Source organism: Haliscomenobacter sp. (genome assembly GCF_041740695.1).
Lineage (GTDB): Bacteria > Bacteroidota > Bacteroidia > Chitinophagales > Saprospiraceae > Haliscomenobacter.
The window spans coordinates 44,860-66,956 of record NZ_JBGSLK010000135.1 but is presented as its reverse complement, the minus strand read 5'-3'; the positions used below and the strand labels follow the sequence as shown (position 1 = coordinate 66,956).

Sequence of the window (22,097 nt, the reverse complement as noted above, 5' to 3'; positions counted from 1 at the left end):
GCCATCCAAATAGCCTCCCCGCATCCCTACTAGACTCTTAGGGCTTATACAATTGCTCCCCTACACCAGCCCAATCTTCGTCCCACTCGGAATCTTCGCTGTCTTTTTCAGCACGACAATTCCATCCCGGATCACGTAGGTGGCCGTTTCCATATCTTCTAACGAGTGGTGGCCCTTGATCACCACATTGTTGCCAATGCTGCAATTTTTATCGATAATGGCATTCTCGATGTAACAATCCTTGCCGATACCCATGGGGATGTCGGCTGATTCGATTTGCTCCAGCGACTCGTAATAGTCCGCCCCCATCAGGATGGCATTGTTGATTTCGGTGCCATCACCAATCCGGGAACGAATCCCCACGATGGCTTTATCGATCTTTTTGGCGTGGATGATACAACCTTCTGCCACCAGGGTTCGGTTGAAAAAAGTCCCGTAAATCTTAGATGGTGCCAAAGGCCGGGGCCGGGTAAAGACCGTAGCACTTTTGTCAAACAGGTTGAAATCTGGAATTGGATCGGTCAAGGCAATATTCGCCTCAAAGAAAGAAGCGATGGTACCAATGTCCGTCCAATAACTATCAAAAGCGTAGCTGGCTACTTTGAAATTGTTGTTGATGGCATAAGGAATGATCTCTTTGCCAAAGTCCGTCGCATCGGGTTTTTCGGCAAACAAGCGCTCCAACACGTCCCGTTTGAACACATAAATACCCATGGAAGCAAGGTACTCTTTGCCTTGAGAGGTATATTTCTCTTCCAGCGGCGAGCGCCAGGCGGGCAGTATATCCTTTTTGGGTTTTTCGGTGAAGTCCTGGATGTATTGGTCCTCATTCACTTTGAGAATCCCAAATTCCGAAGCATCTTTGGCTACGACGGGGATGGTGGCGATGGTGAGGTCTGCTTCTTTGTCAATGTGGTAAAAAGCAAACTCTTTGAAGTCCATCTGATACAACTGGTCCCCGGAAAGGATCAGGATGTAGTCAAAGTCGTGGTTGATCAAGTGGTGCATCGATTGGCGCACTGCATCGGCTGTACCCTGAAACCAGTTGGGCGAATTGGGGGTTTGCTCTGCCGCCAGGATATCTACGAAGCCATGCGTAAACATGTCAAAGGTGTAGGTATTCTTGATGTGCTGGTTGAGCGAAGCCGAGTTGAATTGGGTTACCACAAACATCCTGCGCACCCCGGAGTTCAAACAGTTTGAAATCGGAATGTCGATGAGGCGGTACTTTCCAGCAATAGGCACCGCTGGTTTAGAGCGTTGCTCGGTGAGTGGATAAAGCCGGGAGCCAGCGCCACCGCCGAGAATAAGTGCGATCATTTTCACTTCCATACAAATTTAGGTTGGCGTATTCAGGTTTGTGATAAACCCGTGTTTTTTTTATAAAAAATGCTGTTTATAGGTTGTCGTACACATCGATGTAGTTCTCCGCTGCGCTTTCCCAGGAAAAATCTACGGCCATGATGCGTTCTCTTACTTCAGATAGGGAACTTGGATTGTGGTACAACTCGTGGGCTCGGTAAATCGCCAAAGCGGCATCATTCAGGGTAAAGTTATCGAAGCGAATGCCACGGCCTGGCAAATTAGGTTCACCAATGTCAATTACGGTATCCTTTAATCCGCCCACCGAGCGCACAATTGGCACGGTACCGTAACGCATGGAGTACATTTGATTCAAACCACAGGGTTCCACCCGCGAAGGCATCAATAAAAAGTCAGAACCAGCGTACAATTGATGGGCTACCCCTTCATTGTAGGCTAAAACCACCGCACAACGGCGTGGAAAACGCCATTGCAAGTCGGCCAATGCCTCGTGCAAATGGGGCTCACCTGTACCCAGTATCAGAAATGAAACCCCTAAACCTTCCGATAATACCCTGGCAATCAAATCGGGGATCAGATCTGCCCCTTTTTCTCGCACCAGTCGACCAATAAAGGTGAAGACAGGCAAATCTAAATCAGCGTTAAAATGTTGTTGTAACGCCAATTTGTTGGCTAATTTGTAGCTGTCAATGTTCCCCTCAAAATGGTGCGGCAAGTACGGATCAGTAGCCGGATCCCATACGTCGGCGTCGATGCCATTGAGAATACCCGAACATTTGGCGGCTTCGGTGCGCAGGAGCCCTTCCAAGCCGTTGGAATATTCCATCAATTCATTCAGATAGGTCTTCGACACCGTAGTTACGCGCCAGGCGCACTTAATGGCGGAAGCGAGGGGATTAATGGCCCCTTCCCAATCGATCAGCCCCGAAGCACTGGCTTCAAAAGCGGGCAGTAAAACGTGTTTTTCCCAGCCAAAAGCCCCATGGTATTCCCCATTGTGGATGGTAAAAACGGTGGGGATATGGCTGATGGCGCGGTATTCCAGGCTGTGTTGCACCATGAAGGGAATCAAACCCGAATGGTGGTCATGGCAATGCAAGATTGCTGGTTTTTCAGGCATGTTCAGCACCCAGTTTAAAATGGCTTGCTGAAAAAATACCCAACGCTCGGCATTGTCGTTGTACCATCCAGTCGCATCTCCATAAATCCCCGGGCGATCAAACTTGCCTGGTAGATTCACCACGTAAAGCGGGAATCCGAGGCTATCGCCTAGTTCTTTTTCAATGGCGAAGGGATAATAAACGTTGTGCAAGCGGAATGCCCCAGCGTAAACCAGCTCAAATTGTCGAGCCTGGAACCAGGGGAGCTGGTACTTCGGAATTACAGCAGCAGATGACCATCCGCGCTGACTCAGGTATTTCGGTAGTGCACCGACCACATCACCCAAACCACCTGCTTTGGCGGCTGGGTAACATTCTGCACTGACGTGTAATATTTTCATGGCAGAGTACGAGTTCGTGTTTTGTTGGGGCAAAACAATTGGTATTGCGCCAAACAATCGTCAGTGCTAAAAATAGATATTATTGGAGAAAAAAAGCAGGAAAGGAAAAATAAAATTTGGCGAGATTGCAGAAGGTCCTAAGTTTATGGATTCCAAGGTTCTTGGGTTCCAGGGTTTAACCGTAAAAGAGTCTGGAGCATTGAATGCACTTTGAACCCTGCAACTTTGAAACCCTGGAACCTTGGAACCTTAGCAGCTAGCAGGTTTATTCCTGCTTTTTGACTTTTTTGCCTTTCTTGGGGCGAGCATTGCCATACGAGCCCATAAAGATCTTACCGCGCAAGGATCTTTTGTCACCTTTTCCCATGGTTGATTAAATTTTGTGGTTTTAAAGGCTGCAAAGGTACACTTTTTTGGCTAAGGAAAAGTCAAATGAAGGGTAAGAATTGCTTTTGTATCTTTGTTGGGCACAGTTTAGAAAGTTGAGGAAGGTTTAGAAAGTTGAGGCTACCGCAGCGGCTTAGACAAGGACATTGTCAAAATTGCTGCGGTAGCCTCAACTTTCTAAACCTTCCTCAACCCTCCCTCAACCACATTAACCGTTATTCATGGCATCCACAGAAACCCGTACCGCTTTAATCCGCAGCGAAGCCCAACGTTTGGGCTTCAGTATGATGGGTTTTGCCAAGGCTGAATTTATGGATGAAGAGGCGCGGCGTTTGGAGGAATGGCTCAACCGGGGCTTGCATGGCCAGATGCACTACATGGCCAATCATTTTGACAAACGGGTCGACCCGACCCAACTGGTGCCCGGCGCAAAATCGGTCGTCAGTTTGCTCTACAATTACCACAATCCCGACAAACAAGAAGACCCCAATGCCCCTCAAATTTCGCAATATGCCTACGGCAAAGACTACCATTTTGTAATCAAAGACAAACTCAAAGCGTTGCTGCAGTACATTGAACAAAACATCGGGCAAGTTGCCGGGCGTTGTTTTGTGGATTCGGCACCTGTATTGGAGCGCGATTGGGCCAAACGCGCTGGCTTGGGCTGGACGGGGCGGCATACCCTATTGATTCACCCCAAAGCGGGGTCTTATTTCTTTTTGGCCGAGCTCATTCTTGATTTGGAGTTGGAATACGACGCCCCCATGCGGGATTATTGCGGCACTTGTCGCCGTTGCATCGATGCCTGTCCCACCGAGGCGATTTCCCAGGAAGGTTATTTGTTGGATGGGAGTAAGTGTATTTCTTATTTGACCATTGAATTGCGCGAGGCCATCCCGGATGAATTCAAAGGCAAAATGGACAACTGGATGTTTGGCTGTGATGTTTGTCAGGAGGTTTGCCCCTGGAATCGTTTTTCCCAGCCCCATCAGGAACCTGCTTTTGAGCCCCACCCCGATTTGTTGACGCTACGCAAAAGTGATTGGGAAGAGATCACCCAAGAGGTTTTTAATCAAGTCTTTAAACAATCTGCAGTCAAACGCACCAAACTGGAGGGCTTACAACGCAATATTGCATTTTTGACTCAATCAAAGGGTGATCAAGAATAATATTGGCCAGCGAAGGGGAAATAAGGCTAAAAAACCGTATGTTTCCTTCTTCAAATGGAAAAACAATAAACTACAAGCTGCATGCACCGCGAAATACACCACTGGTACAGCCCGAACTTGAACAAGGACATGGAGATTGCCATGTATGGGCATTATGGCTTTGCCTTACTTTTGCTGCCGACTGCTGCTGCCGACTATTTGGAATACGAGCGTTTTCAGCTGATTGATGCCATTGCGCCCTTTATTGAGAGTGGTAAGGTAAAGGTGTTTTCGATCAACAGCATTAATTCCGAAGCTTGGCTCAACGACCACATGAACCCCGTACACAAGGGGATTCGCCACCAGCAGTTCAATGCTTATGTGGAGCAGGAAGTAGTGCCGTTTATCAAAGACAAAACCAGCCAGGATGTCCAGATCATCATTTCCGGGGCTTCGCTGGGGGCCTTACATTCGGCCAATTTGTTTTTCCGCAGACCCGATTTGTTCAAGGGCGTGATTGCCATGTCGGGGGTTTACGACCTCACGGCTTATAGTAAGGGGCATTATGACGACAATGTGTATTTCAATTCGCCTTGTCATTATTTGCCCAATACAACGGATGAACATACTTTACACTTGTTGCGTTCTTCCGGGCATATTCATTTGGTATCGGGCTCGGGAGACTATGAAGACCCACAGGCTAGCCGGAATCTTTCGTACATCCTGAGCAATAAAGCTATCCCCCACGAATTGGACATTTGGGGTCCAGACATCAAACACGATTGGCCAACCTGGAGGCAGATGTTGCCTACTTATTTGGAGACCCGTTTTTAAGGGGCGACAAAAAAATAAGTGCTTCATTTTGCCAAAGGATTAGATAAGTAAACGGTTCATTTTAAGTTTCTTATCTAATCCTTTGGCTTAGGAAAAATGAACACTTTTTTTTGCCCCACTACTAATACACGAACAACCGGACTAACCCGCTAATAACTATTCATCCAAACCAACACTGTATTCTTGAGGAAACAGTAAGACTTTACGACAACTTATGCGCATCGATTCCCATCAACACTTCTGGAACTACAGCCCCGAAACTCACGCCTGGATCAATGACGAAATGCATCTGATTCAGCGCAATTTTTTGCCTACAGACCTGGCACCTGCTTTGCAACAGCATAAAATCGACGGCACCATCCTGGTTCAAGTAGATCAAAACGAGGAAGAAAATCTTTTCTTTTTGGAATTGGCGCAGCAAAATCCGTTCATCAAAGGAACAGTGGGCTGGGTAGATTTGCGCGCTGAAAACGTGGAAGAACGCCTGGATTTTTACAAACAGTATCCTATTTTGAAGGGATTCCGGCACATCGTGCAAGGGGAATCCGATCCATATTTTTTCCAAAATCCTGATTTCCGGCGGGGCATTGCAGCCCTGGGCAAGCGGGGTTATACCTACGATATCCTGATTTATCCGCATCAGTTGCCCGCGGCAATTGAATTGGTAAAAGCTTTTCCGGATCAAATCTTTGTGCTGGATCACCTCGCCAAACCCTACATCAAAGCGGGCCAAATTGACCAATGGGCTTCCTTTATCCAACACTTGGGTGAAATGCCCAATGTACATTGCAAGGTGTCGGGTTTGGTGACCGAGGCGAACTGGCAAAACTGGGAATTCCGCCATTTTCGGCCATTTCTGGATCAATTGACCGAAGCTTTTGGCACCGAACGTTTGTTATATGGTTCGGATTGGCCGGTTTGTTTGGTGGCCGGGAGTTATTCCAATGTGATTGGCATTTGTGAGGCTTATTTTGGGAGTTTCAGTGCAGATGAGCAGGCCGATGTGATGGGGCGGAATGCGGAAAGGGTGTATGGGTTGTGAAGTATTCTCTTGCTTTTATTTCCATTTTTTTCAAAAATACCTTAGCTTTCTCAGCAAATCAATTCTATTTTTACCCGTAAAGCAAGATTCTGAATGGACTTACATCTGCAAGACAAAGTCATCATCGTCACCGGCGGTGGGCGCGGGATAGGTGCGGGCATCGTACATGCCCTCGCGCGCGAGGGTGCCATCCCCGTCATTGTGAGCCGCAGCGCTGAGCACAATTTGGCCACACTCGAAGCCGTAGGCGGCAAAGGCCACCAAATTGCCCTGGATTTGACCAATCCCACTGCTTGTCAGGCAGCAGTCACCGAAACCCTCCGCCTTACGGGCCGCATCGACGGCCTGGTCAACAATGCCGGAGTGAACGATGGTGTGGGGTTGGAAAGTGGCAATTACGAAGCATTCATCGCTTCCCTGCACAAAAATCTGGTGCATTATTACCTGATGGCGCATTACGCCCTGCCCGCCCTCAAAGCCTCGCAAGGTCCCATCCTGAACATCACCTCCAAAACTGCGGAAACCGGACAAGGCAACACCTCCGCCTACGCCGCCTCCAACGGTGGCCGCAATGCCCTCACCCGCGAATGGGCGGTGGAATTACTCCCATACGGCATCCGGGTCAACGCGATTGTAGTGGCAGAATGTATGACCCCTTTGTACGAGTCATGGCTGCAAACCCTTAAAGATCCCGAAACCATGCTCGAAAAAATCAAAGACAAAATTCCCCTGGGCAAACGGATGACAACCCAGGAAGAAATTGCCGATATGGCCACATTCCTCTTGTCTTCCCGCTCCAGCCACACCACCGGACAGTTGATCCATGTGGATGGGGGGTATGTACATTTGGATCGGGCACTTCTTTGAGTGAAAAGCGAAAAGTGAAAAGTGAAAAGCAGGTACACCTTTTGTTTGCTAGCACTGCCTTTCATTTTTCACTTTTAGTTTTTCACTTTTCACTTTTCACTCTTTCCTCTGCTATGACAAACAAAATCGCCTCTTACACCCTATCCTTTGTGCTGGTAACCAGCCTCTTCTTTTTGTGGGCCTTCGTGCACAACCTGGAGCCCATTCTGATTCCCCACCTGAAAAAAGCTTGTCAGCTGACCGATATGCAGTCGGCATTGATTGACTCAGCCGTTTATTTGGGGTATTTCATCATGGCCATTCCGGCCGGGATCGTGATGAAAAAATATGGCTTCCGACGTGGCATCATCATTGGTTTGGTGCTGTACGCGATTGGCGCCTTTTTATTTATCCCAGCGGCCAATTCCCGGATGTACATCTTCTTTTTGGGCGCGCTGTTCATCATCGCGTCGGGGTGTACCTTTTTGGAAACGGTAGCCAATCCTTACGTCACCCTACTGGGCAAACCCGAAGGTGCAACAACCCGCTTGAACCTCAGCCAATCTTTCAATGGTTTGGGTGCTTTTGTAGCGCCCATTCTGGGTGGGCAGTTCATTTTGAGTGGGATTGAACTCTCTCAAAGTGAACAAAGCGCCATGTCGGTCGAGCAACTCAATGCTTACATGCAAAGTGAGGCCAATACCGTGCGGATTCCCTATCTGATCATTGGCTTGGTGGTTCTGTTGGTAGCCGTCTTGTTTGTCTTCATTCGTACACCAGAACCAGGGATAAAAGAATCGGGTACCCAGGAAAAGCGCAATTTGCTCCACGCCTTGCGCCATCCTCACTTGCGCAATGGGGTGATTGCCCAGTTTTTCTGCGTAGCCGCGCAGGTTTGTGTAACCAGTTTTTTCATCCGGTTTGCCAAGTTTTCCAGCGATATTCCGGAGAAGGAAGCGGCTTTTTGGCTGAGTATGGCCATGCTGGGTTTTATGGTGGGGCGCTTTTTTGGTACCGTACTGACGCGTTTTATTGCTCCCAATCGTTTGTTGTTCATTTATTCATTGGCTGCGGCTGGATTGTTGGGAGTAGCCATGTTCAGTGGTTCAACCATTGCCGTGTGGGCGATTATTTTGGTGCCATTTTTTGAGTCGATCATGTTTCCAACCATCTTTTCATTGGCCATTCAAGACTTGAAGGAAGATACCGAATTGGGGTCATCCTTGGTGGTGATGTCCATCGTTGGTGGTGCCTTTGCGCCTTTACTCATGGGTTGGATCTCTGATCAATCTACCATTAAACTGGCCTATATTGTTCCCTTGCTTTGCTTGTTGGTGGTGGCCTGGTATGGAGCCAGAGGCTATAAAATTGTAAACCAATGATGAATTATGAATGATAAATGATGAATTGGCTGTCGCAGTGGCATTCTCCGTGTCGCTGCGGCAGCCAATTCATCATTCATAATTCATCACTCATAACTTTATAAACGTGCAAAGATTTTGCTTGGCGCTGGATCTCATAGACGATCCAGCGCTCATCGCCGAATACGAAAAATACCACGAAAAGATTTGGCCAGAGATCAAAGCCAGCATCGTGGATGCCGGAGTGACCGATCTGGAAATATATCGGATCGAGAATCGGCTCTTCATGATTTTGGAAGCAACGGATGCCTTCACCTTTGCACAAAAAGCCGCAATAGATGCCGCCATTTCCAAAGTTCAGGAATGGGAGACCTTGATGTGGAAGTACCAGCAGGCGCTACCCACGGCAAAACCGGGGGAGAAGTGGCTGGTGATGGATAAAATTTTTGATTTGAAGCAGCAATAGTAGTGGGGCAAAAATAAATGCTCATTTTTCTTGAGCCAAAGGATTAGACAAGACACTGGAAATGAACCGTTTAATTATCTAATCCTTTAGCAAAATGAGCACTTATTTTTTTTTCGCCCCATAGCTGTATATATTTGGCAAAATTTGACTGACTATGCTTCTGCAATTTTTGATTTTTGCCGCCGCCCTGAGCGGACTCTTGTTGGCGGCCCGTTATTTCACAACTGCTGCCGAAGAGATTGGGTTGTATTTTGAATTGCCTGCTTTTATCATTGGCGTTTTTATTGTAGGCATCGGCACTTCTCTGCCTGAGTTGGTTTCTGGCACCATTTCAGTAGCCAAGGGCGTTTCAGAAATCCTGCCTGGCAACATCATGGGGGCCAATATTTCCAATATTTTGCTCATCACGGGCATTGTAGCTTACCTCAACCGCAAGGATATTTTGCTCTCCCACGGTTACATCTTTGTGCATTTGCATTATTTGCTGGGATCATTTTTTCTCCTTACAATGATCGTTTACGATGGTGAAATCAAATGGTTGGAAGCTTTGATTGGGCTTTTTGCGTTTATTTCATACAGTATCTATCTGATAAAACCGGAGGAAAAAATCAATGCGAGCGAGGAAATTCGACAAGCAGAGCTCAAGACTGTTTTTCCAACCAAAGCCATTTTGATTCTGCTCGGGTCGGGCGTGGGAATCTATATTGGCGCCAATTATACCGTTTCCTCCATCAGTGCCATTGCCGAAGGGCTACAAATACCACCTTCTGTAATTGCGCTCACGGTTTTGTCGATTGGGACTACCCTACCCGAGTTAGCGGTCAATATTTCGGCGATCCGCCGCGGCAATGCCGAAATGGCCATTGGCAATGTGTTGGGTTCCTGTATTTTTAATACCTTGATCATTCCTGCAGTGGCTTCCTGGGTAGGCCCCATTCATGTTCCTACCGAGCTATTGGCATTTTCACTTCCCGTAATGCTTGGCAGTGGCCTGTTTTTTTACTTGCTTACTCAAGACAAACGTATCTCTCCCCGGGAAGGAGTCCTGTTTCTTTTTATTTATGTGCTATTTTTAATCAAGATTGCTAACCTTGGTTAGTAAGCTTCACGACCTCCATATCTTAAGAAAATGTTATTCTTCTTTTGATCCTCACCAAAAGGACTAGTTTTGTTATTTTATACCTAGCCCCAGTTGGGGTAAGTGGAGGAACAGTGTTAATCGACAGAGTTCAACGCAGAGATTTTGCATTTCAGCGACTTATTTTTGAAGCGCAATGCAGCGCATTGTAATGAAAAAATAAGGAAGATGAAATGCAAAAGATCAAGTTGAAAATGTCGATTAGCACTGTTCCTCCACTTAAGCAATGCATACTATTGGAAAACCCATGAACGTGAGCATCAATACAATGACGAAACCGCAAAAAATTGGCTGGGGCAGTGCCGCTGCTGTGGTTGTAGCCAATATGGTGGGAACGGGTGTGTTCACCAGCTTGGGTTTTCAGGTGGAGATTGTACAAAATCGCTACGCGATTCTGGCCCTATGGGCAGTGGGTGGATTGAATGCATTGTTGGGGGCCTTTGCTTACGCTGAATTGGGTACCCATCTGCGACGTTCTGGTGGCGAGTATCATTACCTTAGCACCCTTTATCACCCCTTTTTGGGTTATCTCTCCGGTTGGATTTCAGTAACGGTGGGTTTTGGGGCCTCCATTGCCCTCACGGCCATGGCCATGGGGTTTTACATGACTCCGTTTATCAATCAAGATCCTACACTAATCGCCTTTGCTTCCATTCTGGTTTTAACCCTGGTGCATTCGTTCAGCATTCGACAGAGTAGCTTGATCCAAAATGGCTTGACCATTCTCAAAGTGCTCCTTATCGTTTTACTGATTGTAGCGGGTTGGTATTTGCCCCCGGCTGCTAAGGATTCCTGGCAATCGGTATCCGCCGAGCCCTGGAAATGGAGTTCTACTGCTTTTGCTGTAGCCCTGGTTTTTATCAACTATTCCTATTCAGGCTGGAATGCTGCTGCATACATTGTCGAGGAAATCCGCAATCCGGTTAAAAATTTACCCCGTGCCTTGATTGGCGGGGCAGCGGTAGTGAGTGTGTTGTATGTGCTGTTGCAATTGTCGTTTTTGAGGCAAGTACCGCTGGAGGTTTTGATGCAAAGAGTAGAGGTTGGGCATTTGGCCGCTGAGTCGATGTTTGGGCCAACCATTGGCAACTGGTTCAGTGTCATCATTGCGCTGCTCCTGGCTTCCAGCTTAAGTGCCATGGTGTGGGTAGGGCCACGGATCACCAGCTCAATGGCGCAGGATCACGACAACTGGAAATTTTTTCGGACCCAAAATAAGAATGGCATTCCCGTGCGTGCCATCTGGTTTCAGGCCATCATCAGCCTGGGCTTGATCATGACGGGTACTTTTGAGCAGCTGTTGTTGTACAGTGGTTTTATTTTGCAGTTGTTCAATACTTTGACCATTGCCGGGGTATTCATTTTGCGCTATAAATATCCTCATTTGAAGGGCTATCGCAGTCCGGTTTTTCCCTGGTTGCAACTGATTTTTTTGGCCATCAGCCTCTGGATGCTAGTGTTTTTGCTGATCGACAAACCCCTGGAAAGCTTGCTCGGCGTTGCCAATTTAGCCGTCGGGGCTTTGACCTTTTTTTGGGGTAAAAAAATGAGCCAGTGGTTTTACCCCAAAACGGCCGTGGAGGTCAAAAAACAGGAAGTTCGGCCTTAGTCGCTCAAATGCAGTACACCATTGTTGTAGCGTCGCCAATCCAACCACTCTTTTTCCTTGCCTTTAAAGGGTTTGGTGTAAAGGGGAATTATCTGCTTCAGCTTTTTCTTCCAGCCCTTGGATTGCATTTCTGCGGGGAAACACTTTTCCAACAGCTCCAGCATGATGGCAACCGAAGTAGAAGCGCCCGGTGAAGCGCCCAACAAAGCTGCAATACTGCCATCGGCAGCATGGATGATTTCAGTGCCAAATTCGAGAACACCTCCCTCCTCTTCATCTTTTTTGATGACTTGCACCCGCTGGCCTGCAATGGCCAATTCCCAATCTTCTGACTGGGCCGCAGGGAAATACTCCCGCAGCGCCTCTACCCTATCCTCGTGCGACAAAGTGGCCTGCTGAATCAAGTAACGCGTCAGCGATAAATTGTGCCAACCTGCACTCAGCATGGGAATGATGTTGTCGAGCTCGATCGATAAAGGAAGATCAAAAAATGAGCCGTTTTTGAGAAATTTGGTGGAAAAACCCGCAAAAGGGCCAAACAACAGCGCTTTTTTCCCATCAATCAAGCGGGTGTCCAAATGGGGCACCGACATGGGCGGCGCACCCACCGAGGCTTTGCCATATACCTTGACGTTGTGCTGTTGAATAACCTCCTCATTGTTGCAAACCAACCATTGGCCACTGACCGGGAATCCCCCATAGCCACGCCCTTCTTCAATGTCGGATTTTTCCAGGAGGGGCAAAGCACCGCCGCCTGCACCGATGAACACAAAGTCAGCGGTGACTTTGTTGTTCTCTTTACTGAGCAAATTTTTGACATTCAGCTTCCATTGGCCATCTTCCTGTTTTTTCAAGTCACGCACTTCGTGCATCAAGTGCATTTCCACGCGGGGCAAGGAGCAGAGGTGTTGGAACAAGACCCGAGCCAGGTTGCCAAAATTGATGTCAGTCCCAATGTCCACTTTGGTAGCTGCCACTTTTTCCTGGGGGTCTCGGCCATGCATGACCAGGGGCATCCAGGTATTCAAGGCCTCCCGATCTTCGCTGTATTCCATTCCTCTAAACAGGGGGTGAGCAACCAGCGCTTCAAAACGGGCTTTCAAAAAAGCTACATTTTTTTCACCCCATACAAAACTGATGTGGGGAATATTGTTGATGAACGCTTCGGGATTGGCGAAGTATCCGGCTTTGACGAGATAGGCCCAAAAGGCTTTAGAAATTTCAAAAGAGCTGGCAATTTTGACGGCTTTTTTGATGTCGACTCCTCCGGTTTCGGTTTCGGGTGTATAATTGAGTTCACAAAAAGCGGAGTGCCCAGTACCCGCGTTGTTCCAGGCGTCGGAACTTTCAGCGGCAATTTGATCCAGGCGTTCGTAGATGCTGATGCGGTAGTGGGGGTTGAGTTCTTTCAGCAGTACGCCCAGGGTGGCGCTCATGATGCCTGCGCCGATGAGTATGATGTGTTTGGGTTGATTTTCGGGATTGATCATTTTTTGTCTTTTGATTTTTTTACTCCCCCCACAATTTTATTCAATAACTTAATCGAAATCAAATAAGTGGGTTTTACGCCATCCAGGCCCAGACTGCCTGATGCTAGCGTACTACCTGTTTCCAGTGGGTTATCCGAAGCGTAATAGGCATAACGAAGCACCACCCCGGTTGGAATGTTGTTGCGGATTCGAGCATGCGCCTGAATGGCTTTTTGGTAATGTGCGCCTTCCATTTCCAGACCAATGGCCTTCCAGGAAGATTTCAGGAAATAATGTAGGATGTCTTTGTTTTGCAAACTGGTGCCCAATACAGTGATCATCGGCCCAGCAAATACTTGTAGTCCCTGGCCTGCAAAGTCCGCAGGGTTCAAATCGTTATCGATCGGATAATTGTCTGCGGTTCCTTCAAATACATGGGCAGTAGGTACCATCAGGTCCCCTTTTCCACCCTCTAAAATGCCAGCTTTGCCCATGATGCCAATAGATTTTACCGGCAAAACGAGTCGTCCACCTTCATTTTCGTAAGGTTTGAATAGCTCGTCAAAAGTCTCAAAAGCTTGTTCGCCAAAGGCGTAATCCATCACAAAGAGAATAGGTTTTTCCTGCTGCACGTAGTCATTGTCCCAGGTAATTTCGGAGGACAATGTGCTGGGGTCAATTTTGCAAAGGTCAAAAATTTGCGCTGGAATGTTGGTCCCACTGTGGTCGTCCAGTTCGTACATGCCATTTTGCAGGGCCAGCTTGCGCACCTTTTTGCGCAAGTCGGCGTTGCTTTCCACGCTGAGCTCCCGCGCCATGTCTTCAATCTTGGTGGCGTTGCTCATGCCTTTCAGGGCGGCGGGGGCGTACAGGCAGTTCATCACGCTATGCATATTGGCGCTGATGATGTGGAGGGGGCGATTTTCGAGGTCGTTGTCGTGAAGAAAATTCTTGATGTTGGCTGCCCAAATTTCGCCGAGTACATGGTGACCAATTTTTTCCCGCAATGCTGCCGAAAAACTGATCTCGCGATCTTCATTCTCCCATTGTTCTTCCGAAGCTAAGCGACCCAACCAATAAGTGACGTGAAAAAGGCTATTGGCATTCGAGTCAGCAGCAAACTTGCGGGCAGCTTCGTGGGTCTCCTGGTAAGTGCGCCCCAGGAGCACACTAAGGTAGGTATAAGCCACTTCTTCGTCGAGGGCTTCGCCGTTGATTTCTTTTTCCACTAAGGCTTCCAGCATGGCCCATTCCCGGCGCTTGCGGTCTTTGTGATCCTCGCTGTTGCGCCGAATTTTTTCCGCTTCGATGTACATGAAGGTCAGGTGGGTCATGATATCGTAGATGTCGCTGCGGCCGCGGGTCATTTCCACAAACATCTGTTCAGCGTCAATGCGGTAACAATTGCGTTTGCGGCGGGGAGGGATCAATGGAGAAAAGCCGGAATCTTCGTAGCCTTCGCGCGTGATCAGGCGCACGTAGCGGCATTCTTCGATGCCTCGGGGCAGGCGCTGAAACACGTAAAGTAATCCACTGAGCTCGACCCGTTCCGGGTCATTGATCGCACCGTAAATCTCAGGTTCCAGGGTTTTGAGGGCTTCAATCATGGCATCGCCCGATAATCCGAGTGGCTTGTAACTGCCGCGAATAAACAAATGGCGCATGGCGATGTACAAACGTTGAACGGCGGCGCGGGATTCCTGGGCGCGGGTACGGTGGGATAATGGCTCCATTGTTGCTTTGTGGTTTGGCTTTTGCAAAGATATTAAAAAAGGTTGAGGAGGTTGAGATGGTTGAGGGAGGTTTAGGCTACCGCGAGCGATTTTGACAATGTCTCCTTGTCTAAGCCGCTCGCGGTAGCCTAAACCTTCTCAACCTCCCTCAACCTTCTCAACCTTTTTAACTTTCATCCAGAATTTTCCTACGTCAGTAGATTGGAATGTGCATTGGACTTGAGAAGCGTTATTTTTGTGGAAAATTGAATCATCATGGCTGGGAAAGTTAAAACGACAGGATTTGCGAGGTTTTTTCTGATTATGATCATTGTGGGCCCTTTGGCTTATATCGGGGCTTCTTATTACAATGGTGAGGATGGTATCGAAAAAATCAAAGGTTTGTTTAAGCGTGGTGAAACCACTGAAAGCGCCGAAGGGACAAAAGAGAATACTGGCGGCGGCGGTTTATTCGGGGGAAGTAGCAACCTGAGCAGACAAATAGAAGAACTCAGAGCGGAAAATGAGGACTTGAAAGAGCGGCTGAGTGAGCAAGAGCAGGAACTTGAGGCATTGAAGCGGGAGGTGAGGTTGTTGCGGCAATAATAATGTAGTAAGCAAAAAGGTCGCAGGAAACAACTTTTCCCAAAAATCCCCTAAATTTACCCCAACACCTGTTTCCTGTACTCAACCTTGCACACATGACCGCCCAAACCTGGAGTCGTTACATCATCATTGGCCTATCGGCAATCGTCGTTGGAGTGATCGTTTATTATTTTAGTACGATCATTTCTTACGTCATTTCGGCCTGGGTTCTTTCTTTGGTTGGGCAACCCATTTACAAGTGGTTTCGAACCCGCAAGATTGGCCCACTAAGGCCTGGTCCCAGCGTGGCATCGATCCTAACCCTGCTCACCTTTTTCCTGTTTTTTGGCGGCTTGGTGGCCGTCTTTGTGCCTTCCATCCTCAAACAAGCCAGCAACCTGGCCAGTGTAGACTACAAAGCGATTGCACAAGCGCTGGAAGAACCTTATCACAAAGTAGGGCTTTGGTTGGGTGAATACGGCATCCAATTGCCCGAAAACACCCTGGAAGAATTGGTCAAAAAAGGGCTGGCGGGCTGGTTTGACCCCAGTAAAATTGGCAATATCGTAAGTTCAATAATTGGGGCTATTGGCAGCATCATCGTCAATATTGCCGCAGTGGTGTTCATCACCTTTTTCTTTTTGCAGGAACGTAAGTTGTTCATTAATTTCATCCTGGCCCTGGTACCCGAAAAATACGAAGAGCCTACCCGTGAAACCATCAAAGACACGGTGGCTTTGTTGACCCGTTATTTTGGCGGTTTGATCATTCAACTGCTCATTTTCGGCTTCGCCTTGTGGATCTTGCTGACGATCTTGGGCATCAAAAACGCGCTACTCATTGCTTTATTCGGGGCTTTGATGAACGTGATTCCCTACATTGGACCAATCATTGGCGCAGCTTTTGGCGTTTTTATCACCATTTCTTCTAATTTAGGCATGGATTTTTATAATGAACTGGGGCCCATGCTCATCAAAGTAGTTGTGGTATTCCAGGTCGTACAAATTCTAGACAACAACCTTATACAACCCTATATCTTCTCCAAAAGTGTCTTAGCACATCCTCTGGAAATTTTCATCATGATCTTGATTGGCGCCCAAGTGGGTGGCATTTTGGGCATCGTCCTGGCCATTCCCGCCTACACCATCATTCGGGTGATCGCGAAAGAATTTTTAAATCAATTCAAGATTGTGCGGCAATTAACGGGGCGGATGGAGGAGGAAGGATTTTAAACTAGTTGAACTGTTTAGGGTTGAAAAGTTGAAGAGTTTGGCTTTTCATTCCCGCTGGAGCAATCTCTATGTATAGGGTTGCCGACAACATTTCAACTTTAAACATTTCAACTTTTCAACTCTAAGCAATGCTTTTTTCCCTACACAACAAAAAAGCGGCCATCACCGGTGCTGGCAGCGGCATCGGACTGGCGATTGCCCAGGTATTTGCCCAACAGGGCGCTGAGGTATACATTCTGGACGTAAACGAAGCTACCGCGCAAGTTGCAGTGCAAAGCATTATCGACCAAGGTGGAAAAGCCAGTGCTTATGCCTGTGACATCAGCAATCAAACGCAGATGAAAGCCATCTTTCAAGAAATTGGTGCCTTGGATATCCTGGTCAATAACGCAGGCATTGCCCACATTGGCAATGCCGAAAACACCAGTGAAGCCGATTTTGACCGCGTGATGAACATCAACGTAAAGGGGGTTTACAATTGCCTGCATGCGGCCATTCCCCTGATGAAAGCCAAAGGGGGCGGTGTGATTCTCAACATGGCGTCCATTGCAGCCACGATCGGTATCCCCGACCGACTGGCTTACTCCACAGCCAAAGGCGCAGTACTCAGCATGACCTTAGCGACCGCCAAAGATTACCTCAAGCACAACATCCGCTGCAACTGCATCTCGCCCGCCCGGGTACATACGCCGTTTGTGGATGGCTTTTTGAGCAAAAATTACCCCGGCCAAGAAGCTGAGATGTACGATAAATTGTCCAAAACCCAGCCCATCGGGCGCATGGCCAAACCTAGCGAAGTGGCGTATTTAGCGCTATACCTTTGCTCCGAAGAGGCAGGTTTCATCACCGGTTGTGATTACCCCCTGGACGGTGGATTTACCCGCCTCAACAACTAAGGGTCACCCCCCATTTTTGTCGTCAAAACCAAAGCAGCCAACCCACGAATTCATCCGTGGGAGGCTATGATAAACTGATCTAACCCATGGCTTTAGCCGTGGGAAACAACCTGCGGCTTTAGCCGTGGGAGAACCAACCCGCGACCTCAGTCGTGGCCTAGAACAAAAAACATGAAGTTACTCCGCTACGGCGCCCCTGAATCCGAAAAACCGGGTGTCCAACTCCCGGATGGTCGACGCATCGACGTCTCCGCGTTCACCTCAGACTTTGACGAGCGCTTTTTTGCCAGTGGTAAAATCGCTGAACTAGGCACCTGGGTAGCCGCCAATGCAGCCAGCTGCCCCACTATCCCCGACACCGAACGCCTCGGGCCCTGTGTTGGTCGCCCCTCCAAACTCATTTGTATTGGCTTGAACTACGCCAAACACGCCGCCGAATCCGGCATGGCCGTACCCACCGAGCCAGTGGTATTTTTCAAAGCAAGCTCCGCCATTTGTGGGCCATACGATAACCTGATCATCCCCAAAAACTCTGAAAAAACCGACTGGGAAGTGGAACTGGCGGTGGTGATTGGCAAAAAAGCCAGCTATGTAGAAGAGGCCGAAGCCATGGATCATGTAGCGGGGTATGTGCTGCACAACGACTACTCGGAGCGGGAGTTCCAATTGGAGCGCTCGGGCCAATGGGTCAAGGGAAAAAGTGCAGATACTTTTGCCCCATTGGGGCCGTACCTGGTCACGCCGGATGAATTGGGCGACCCACACAATCTTCGGCTCTGGCTTTCGGTCAATGGTGAAATGTTGCAGGATTCCAATACGGATGATCTGGTTTTCAAAATCCCCTTTTTGATCCACTACCTGAGCCAGTTCATGACCTTATTGCCGGGAGATGTGATTTCTACCGGGACGCCATTTGGCGTAGGTTTGGGCCTTAAGCCACCGCGTTACCTCAAAGCTGGGGATGTGGTAGAGTTGGGCATTGATGGTTTGGGTGTACAGAAGCAGGTGGCGGTAGATTGGAAGAAATAGATGTGTTGAATATATGATGCAGTCTTTGCTTGGAACTCCCCGAAAGTTTGGAACTTTCGGGGAGTGAATTTTAATTTAGAGATAGCTCCAACTAAAAGTCTTCATCAGGACTCAATTCGTCCAACAAATCTTCCAGTGAAATGTCTCCAACGGTATAGCGATCGAGGTGAAATTGCAGCTTGCTTGCTGCCTTGTCCACCGCGTGCTCGTTGATGTCCCATTCTTCGAGGGTGGTCAGGAAAAAGTCGATCACCACATCCAAAGTAGGTAGTTGGGTGATGGTGCGGTGGGTATTTTTATCCTGACGGAAAAGCAACTCCAGCAGTTTTTCAACCAGATACATCAACACCAACGGCTGTTCGCTGCGCTCGGGCAAATTGGTTTTGCGCAACAATTCGCGGTGCTCATTGGCGACGATGAGCAGGTTTTCCATCAAAATTTGCAAGACGGCAAAAGGCGGACGCCATTGCGGGGACTTGTGATCCATGGCCCCCAAAATAGAATCGAGTACCCGGAACACAAAATCGTCCTTGAGCAAATCTGGTATTGCAATTGACTGTTCTTGCACAAATTCGATCAACTCCAACATCTGCTCCTCCGAAATCAACCTCGACCAACGGCCATTGCTGCGTTCGGCGGAAATGCTGAGTACAATTTGCTGCAAACCCTCCACCAGCAAGTGTTTGGGGTTGGGACTGCGGGTATCCAGCACTGCTTCCAGGTTATCGGCGCTGTTTTCCAGGAGCATGCTCAGGATCTTTGCACCAATGTTAGGGTGATCCATGCTCAGCAAGTGAATGGCCGCAGAGCAATCGGCGATGATGTCGGCCAGACTGGGTTTGCCTGTAACCAACTCCGGGTGTTGTCCAATCGCATATTGGGCAGCTTCCAGCAATTCTTCTACCTGATCCCGATCAAATCCTTTGGTGAAATCGATCCCGGCGGCATTGGACAAGATCAATTCCAGTAGGGCGAGGCCTTTGGCATCGGGGTTTTCAGCCAAAATCACGTCAAAAACAAATTCCAACAGGTCGATGAGCAATTGTGGTTTGTCCACCGCTGCACCTTCGGAGGGAGGGAAAACGCAGTTGAGTACCAAATCAAGTACCTTTTCCAAGATCGCACCCTCGGTTTGTTCATCTCCGATGCGAATTTTCTCCAACAACTTACGGCTACGCGACACCCCGCGCAGCACAATATCCAGCACATACTCAAAGGTTTGTGCATTGAGGCGTTGGCCCGGCGGCACTTTTTGCATCGCACGCATGGACATATCCAATACTTCGCGTAAGAGGCTGTTTTGGTGTACCTTATCGGTAATCCAGGCGGGGTTTTGCACTACTTCATCCAATAGGAATTCGGTCAGGTCGATCAGTTGCTCTGGCGTAAAACGTGGTTTCCAGCGCCCATGTGGCGGTTCTGCACCAAAGGATTGCAAAATTTCACGCAGGGCAATCACCAGCAGGTATTCCAAATCATCGGGGTTGGTTTCGACCAAGAGCTCGATGTTGTCCGCCGTTTTGATCAAGACCAACCGTACAATTTCCGAGAGTAGCCCCGGTTGATGAATGCCCGCCTTGCTCACTGCTTCTGCGACCCCACCGATGATGCGTTCAAGCGCCACATCATCCACAATCAAATTGGGGTGTTGGGTAAAAAGAATCAGTGCTGCTTCGACAATGTCATCGGCCAGTGGTCGGTTGAAACCTTCGCTGAAATCGATGCCCGTTTCAGGGGAAACCAGAATTTTGACCACCACCAGGCCCAATCGGTTGGGGTATTCTGCAACCACCACGTCCATAACGTATTCAAAAATCTCTTGTAGCAGCTTGACTCGTTCAACCCCCAGGGTGGTTTTGCCATCAAAAACAGAGGCAAAGATGAGGTCGAGGATTTTATTGAGGATGGTGGTCGTTTGGTCGTCCGAGCCCCAGTTGATGGTTTCCATCACGGACTTGCTCTTGAGTACTGCGCGGATGTTGAGTTGCAGCAGCATTTCGACAACTTCCCAACGCAGGCGTTGCTCCTTGGGTACCTTATCCAGCGCTTGGAAAGTGATGGCCAGCACCTCGGCAAGTAGAGAGTTTTGCCGTATTTTTTCAGTGACCAGCGTAGGGTGTTGCACCACGTCGTCCAGCAAATCGGACACCAAATTGATCATCTGGGTTTTGGACAGGCGGGGCCGCCAGGCACCGTTGTTCGATGGCTGAGCCAGTACTCCGAGGATATGTTGCACGGCATTGACCAACAAATGTTGTGCATCGTCTTCCTCAATTTCCCAAACCAAATACAAATTGCCCGCCGTGTGTTCCAGTACTAAGCGCAAGATTTCTGGCAAAAGATCGGGACGATGGATGCCCGAACGCGCTACGGCAGAACTCACCCCGCTTACAATTTCCTGCACCCCACGTTGGTGGCTCAAGAGTTCGGGGTATTCGGCCAGTACGCTGAGCGAAGCGCGGACAATTTGATCCAAGGCCTCCACGGTCAGTACGCTCCGCAGGTTGATGTTGTCGGAATCTTTGTCCAAAATGATGTTCAACAGGGTCAAACCTGTCTGTTTAATCAGCGCAGAACTGGCCTCGGTGGTACCCAGTACTGTTGATGGAGCCGAAAAGACGTAATGCCCCGCGTTTTTGATCAAACTACTCAACAACAGCTGCCCCCAGCGGACGGTAGCCTGATAGTCTGTGGCATCACTATTGGCAGTGCGGGCAATCAAATCTTTGGCCATGCCGTTGGCCGTAGCTTTGATGAACAGTTGAAATTGTTCGTCGTTGGCTACAGTACTGCTCAGTTCGCTCAGGCTTTCGGCTGCGCCGATGAAGAGTTTGGGCAATATATCTTTGGCCAGTGTTTTTTTCAGGTCATCACTTTCGGCAAAGCTGATGTCGTCAAACCCGTCTAAAAACTGCTTCAAAGCCCGCCCATAAGCCGACTCCAGATTGAGCGCACCGGGCACATTGTTGAAGTAATCGATGCCAAGTTCGACCAAGCTCCCCGCCACCAATTGCAAGGCGCTTGGTTGGGGGGACTTGCCTTTTTCCCATTGCCGGATTTTGAGCAAGGCCACTACATCAGCGGTATTGATGCCTCCATCTAGGATTTTGGACTCATCATTGCCGTTGCGCACCATGCGAAAAAAGGTCTTGTAGTACTCAAGGTATTCTTCCTTTTCGGTGTCGAGCAATCCCTGAGTTAAACTCTTTTGATGCAGGAGATCGAGGTAATCCAGTTGCTTCAAAAATTGAGCACCATTTTCATCACCTTCGGCCTGAAAAAAACGATCGGCGGAAAGGATGTTCAAGGCACCATCAAATTTGGGCAACGGCAAAACCAAGCTTTTCGCGCGAATGCTATTCGCATAAGCCTTTTGGATGTTTCGCCCCAGGCGAATGGCAGAATTTATGGTAAAGACAATGGCTTCGGATGGCAGATTCATGGTTCGTTTTTTGTAAGGTTCCTAGGTTCCAAAGTTCCTGGGCGATAAAAAAATAAGTGCTTCATTTTGTCAAAGAA

The 22,097-nt window shown here is 48.5% G+C and carries 18 protein-coding genes; 12 read left to right on the top strand and 6 right to left on the bottom strand.

The genetic code is table 11. The features are described 5' to 3' along the window. Window positions 1–60 precede the first annotated feature (60 nt). From ACEW9O_RS27590 to ACEW9O_RS27580, 3 genes are all read right to left on the bottom strand, one after another. Window positions 61–1,332, bottom strand: coding sequence for a glucose-1-phosphate adenylyltransferase (locus ACEW9O_RS27590; protein WP_373553458.1), 1,272 nt, complete (start codon window positions 1,330–1,332; stop codon window positions 61–63). A gap of 64 nt (window positions 1,333–1,396) precedes the next feature. Then, window positions 1,397–2,824 carry a glycogen synthase gene (locus ACEW9O_RS27585; protein ID WP_373553457.1) on the bottom strand — a complete coding sequence of 476 codons (1,428 nt, stop codon included), beginning with the start codon at window positions 2,822–2,824 and terminating at the stop codon, window positions 1,397–1,399. A gap of 265 nt (window positions 2,825–3,089) precedes the next feature. Next, complete coding sequence (locus tag ACEW9O_RS27580; protein ID WP_373553456.1) at window positions 3,090–3,191, bottom strand: 30S ribosomal protein THX; 102 nt, start codon at window positions 3,189–3,191, stop codon at window positions 3,090–3,092. Between the two features lie 241 nt (window positions 3,192–3,432). Here ACEW9O_RS27580 and queG point away from each other — a divergent pair, with 241 nt between their 5' ends. From queG to ACEW9O_RS27540, 8 genes are all read left to right on the top strand, one after another. Next, window positions 3,433–4,380: a tRNA epoxyqueuosine(34) reductase QueG gene (queG, locus tag ACEW9O_RS27575; protein WP_373553455.1), complete on the top strand. Its 948-nt coding sequence runs from the start codon at window positions 3,433–3,435 to the stop codon at window positions 4,378–4,380. Between the two features lie 81 nt (window positions 4,381–4,461). Beyond that, window positions 4,462–5,193, top strand: coding sequence for an esterase family protein (locus tag ACEW9O_RS27570; protein ID WP_373553454.1), 732 nt, complete (start codon window positions 4,462–4,464; stop codon window positions 5,191–5,193). Between the two features lie 214 nt (window positions 5,194–5,407). Beyond that, window positions 5,408–6,235 carry an amidohydrolase gene (locus ACEW9O_RS27565; protein ID WP_373553453.1) on the top strand — a complete coding sequence of 276 codons (828 nt, stop codon included), beginning with the start codon at window positions 5,408–5,410 and terminating at the stop codon, window positions 6,233–6,235. Between the two features lie 93 nt (window positions 6,236–6,328). Next, window positions 6,329–7,102, top strand: coding sequence for an SDR family oxidoreductase (locus ACEW9O_RS27560; RefSeq protein WP_373553452.1), 774 nt, complete (start codon window positions 6,329–6,331; stop codon window positions 7,100–7,102). Between the two features lie 113 nt (window positions 7,103–7,215). Then, window positions 7,216–8,463 carry an L-fucose:H+ symporter permease gene (gene fucP, locus ACEW9O_RS27555; protein ID WP_373553451.1) on the top strand — a complete coding sequence of 416 codons (1,248 nt, stop codon included), beginning with the start codon at window positions 7,216–7,218 and terminating at the stop codon, window positions 8,461–8,463. Window positions 8,464–8,569: 106 nt separating this feature from the next. After that, a complete protein-coding gene (locus ACEW9O_RS27550; RefSeq protein WP_373553450.1) occupies window positions 8,570–8,908 on the top strand; it encodes an L-rhamnose mutarotase in 339 nt (112 codons plus the stop codon). 154 nt (window positions 8,909–9,062) lie between these two features. Further along, window positions 9,063–10,007: a sodium:calcium antiporter gene (locus ACEW9O_RS27545; RefSeq protein WP_373553449.1), complete on the top strand. Its 945-nt coding sequence runs from the start codon at window positions 9,063–9,065 to the stop codon at window positions 10,005–10,007. A 286-nt stretch (window positions 10,008–10,293) separates the two neighbouring features. Next, window positions 10,294–11,655, top strand: coding sequence for an APC family permease (locus ACEW9O_RS27540; protein WP_373553495.1), 1,362 nt, complete (start codon window positions 10,294–10,296; stop codon window positions 11,653–11,655). Here ACEW9O_RS27540 and mqo read toward each other — a convergent pair. Both mqo and ACEW9O_RS27530 read right to left on the bottom strand, forming a co-directional pair. After that, on the bottom strand, window positions 11,652–13,145 hold the full coding sequence (gene mqo / locus ACEW9O_RS27535; RefSeq protein ID WP_373553448.1) for a malate dehydrogenase (quinone): 1,494 nt from the start codon (window positions 13,143–13,145) through the stop codon (window positions 11,652–11,654). The genes ACEW9O_RS27540 and mqo overlap by 4 nt on opposite strands. Beyond that, window positions 13,142–14,857, bottom strand: coding sequence for a hypothetical protein (locus ACEW9O_RS27530; protein ID WP_373553447.1), 1,716 nt, complete (start codon window positions 14,855–14,857; stop codon window positions 13,142–13,144). The genes mqo and ACEW9O_RS27530 overlap by 4 nt, the downstream gene beginning before the upstream one ends. 255 nt (window positions 14,858–15,112) lie before the next feature. Between ACEW9O_RS27530 and ACEW9O_RS27525 the strand changes: the two genes are divergently transcribed. The 4 genes from ACEW9O_RS27525 (at window position 15,113) to ACEW9O_RS27510 (ending at window position 18,578) form a co-directional block, all read left to right on the top strand. Beyond that, complete coding sequence (locus tag ACEW9O_RS27525) at window positions 15,113–15,442, top strand: hypothetical protein (protein WP_373553446.1); 330 nt, start codon at window positions 15,113–15,115, stop codon at window positions 15,440–15,442. A 95-nt stretch (window positions 15,443–15,537) separates the two neighbouring features. Further along, window positions 15,538–16,653, top strand: a complete 1,116-nt coding sequence (locus tag ACEW9O_RS27520; RefSeq protein ID WP_373553445.1) for an AI-2E family transporter — start codon at window positions 15,538–15,540, stop codon at window positions 16,651–16,653. A 128-nt stretch (window positions 16,654–16,781) separates the two neighbouring features. Next, a complete protein-coding gene (locus ACEW9O_RS27515; RefSeq protein ID WP_373553444.1) occupies window positions 16,782–17,549 on the top strand; it encodes an SDR family NAD(P)-dependent oxidoreductase in 768 nt (255 codons plus the stop codon). A 171-nt stretch (window positions 17,550–17,720) separates the two neighbouring features. Further along, window positions 17,721–18,578: a fumarylacetoacetate hydrolase family protein gene (locus ACEW9O_RS27510; RefSeq protein WP_373553443.1), complete on the top strand. Its 858-nt coding sequence runs from the start codon at window positions 17,721–17,723 to the stop codon at window positions 18,576–18,578. Window positions 18,579–18,669: 91 nt separating this feature from the next. Here ACEW9O_RS27510 and ACEW9O_RS27505 read toward each other — a convergent pair whose 3' ends face one another. Then, the gene (locus ACEW9O_RS27505; protein ID WP_373553442.1) at window positions 18,670–22,020 is read right to left on the bottom strand and encodes a hypothetical protein; all 3,351 of its coding nucleotides are present in this window, start codon (window positions 22,018–22,020) and stop codon (window positions 18,670–18,672) included. Window positions 22,021–22,097 lie beyond the last annotated feature (77 nt).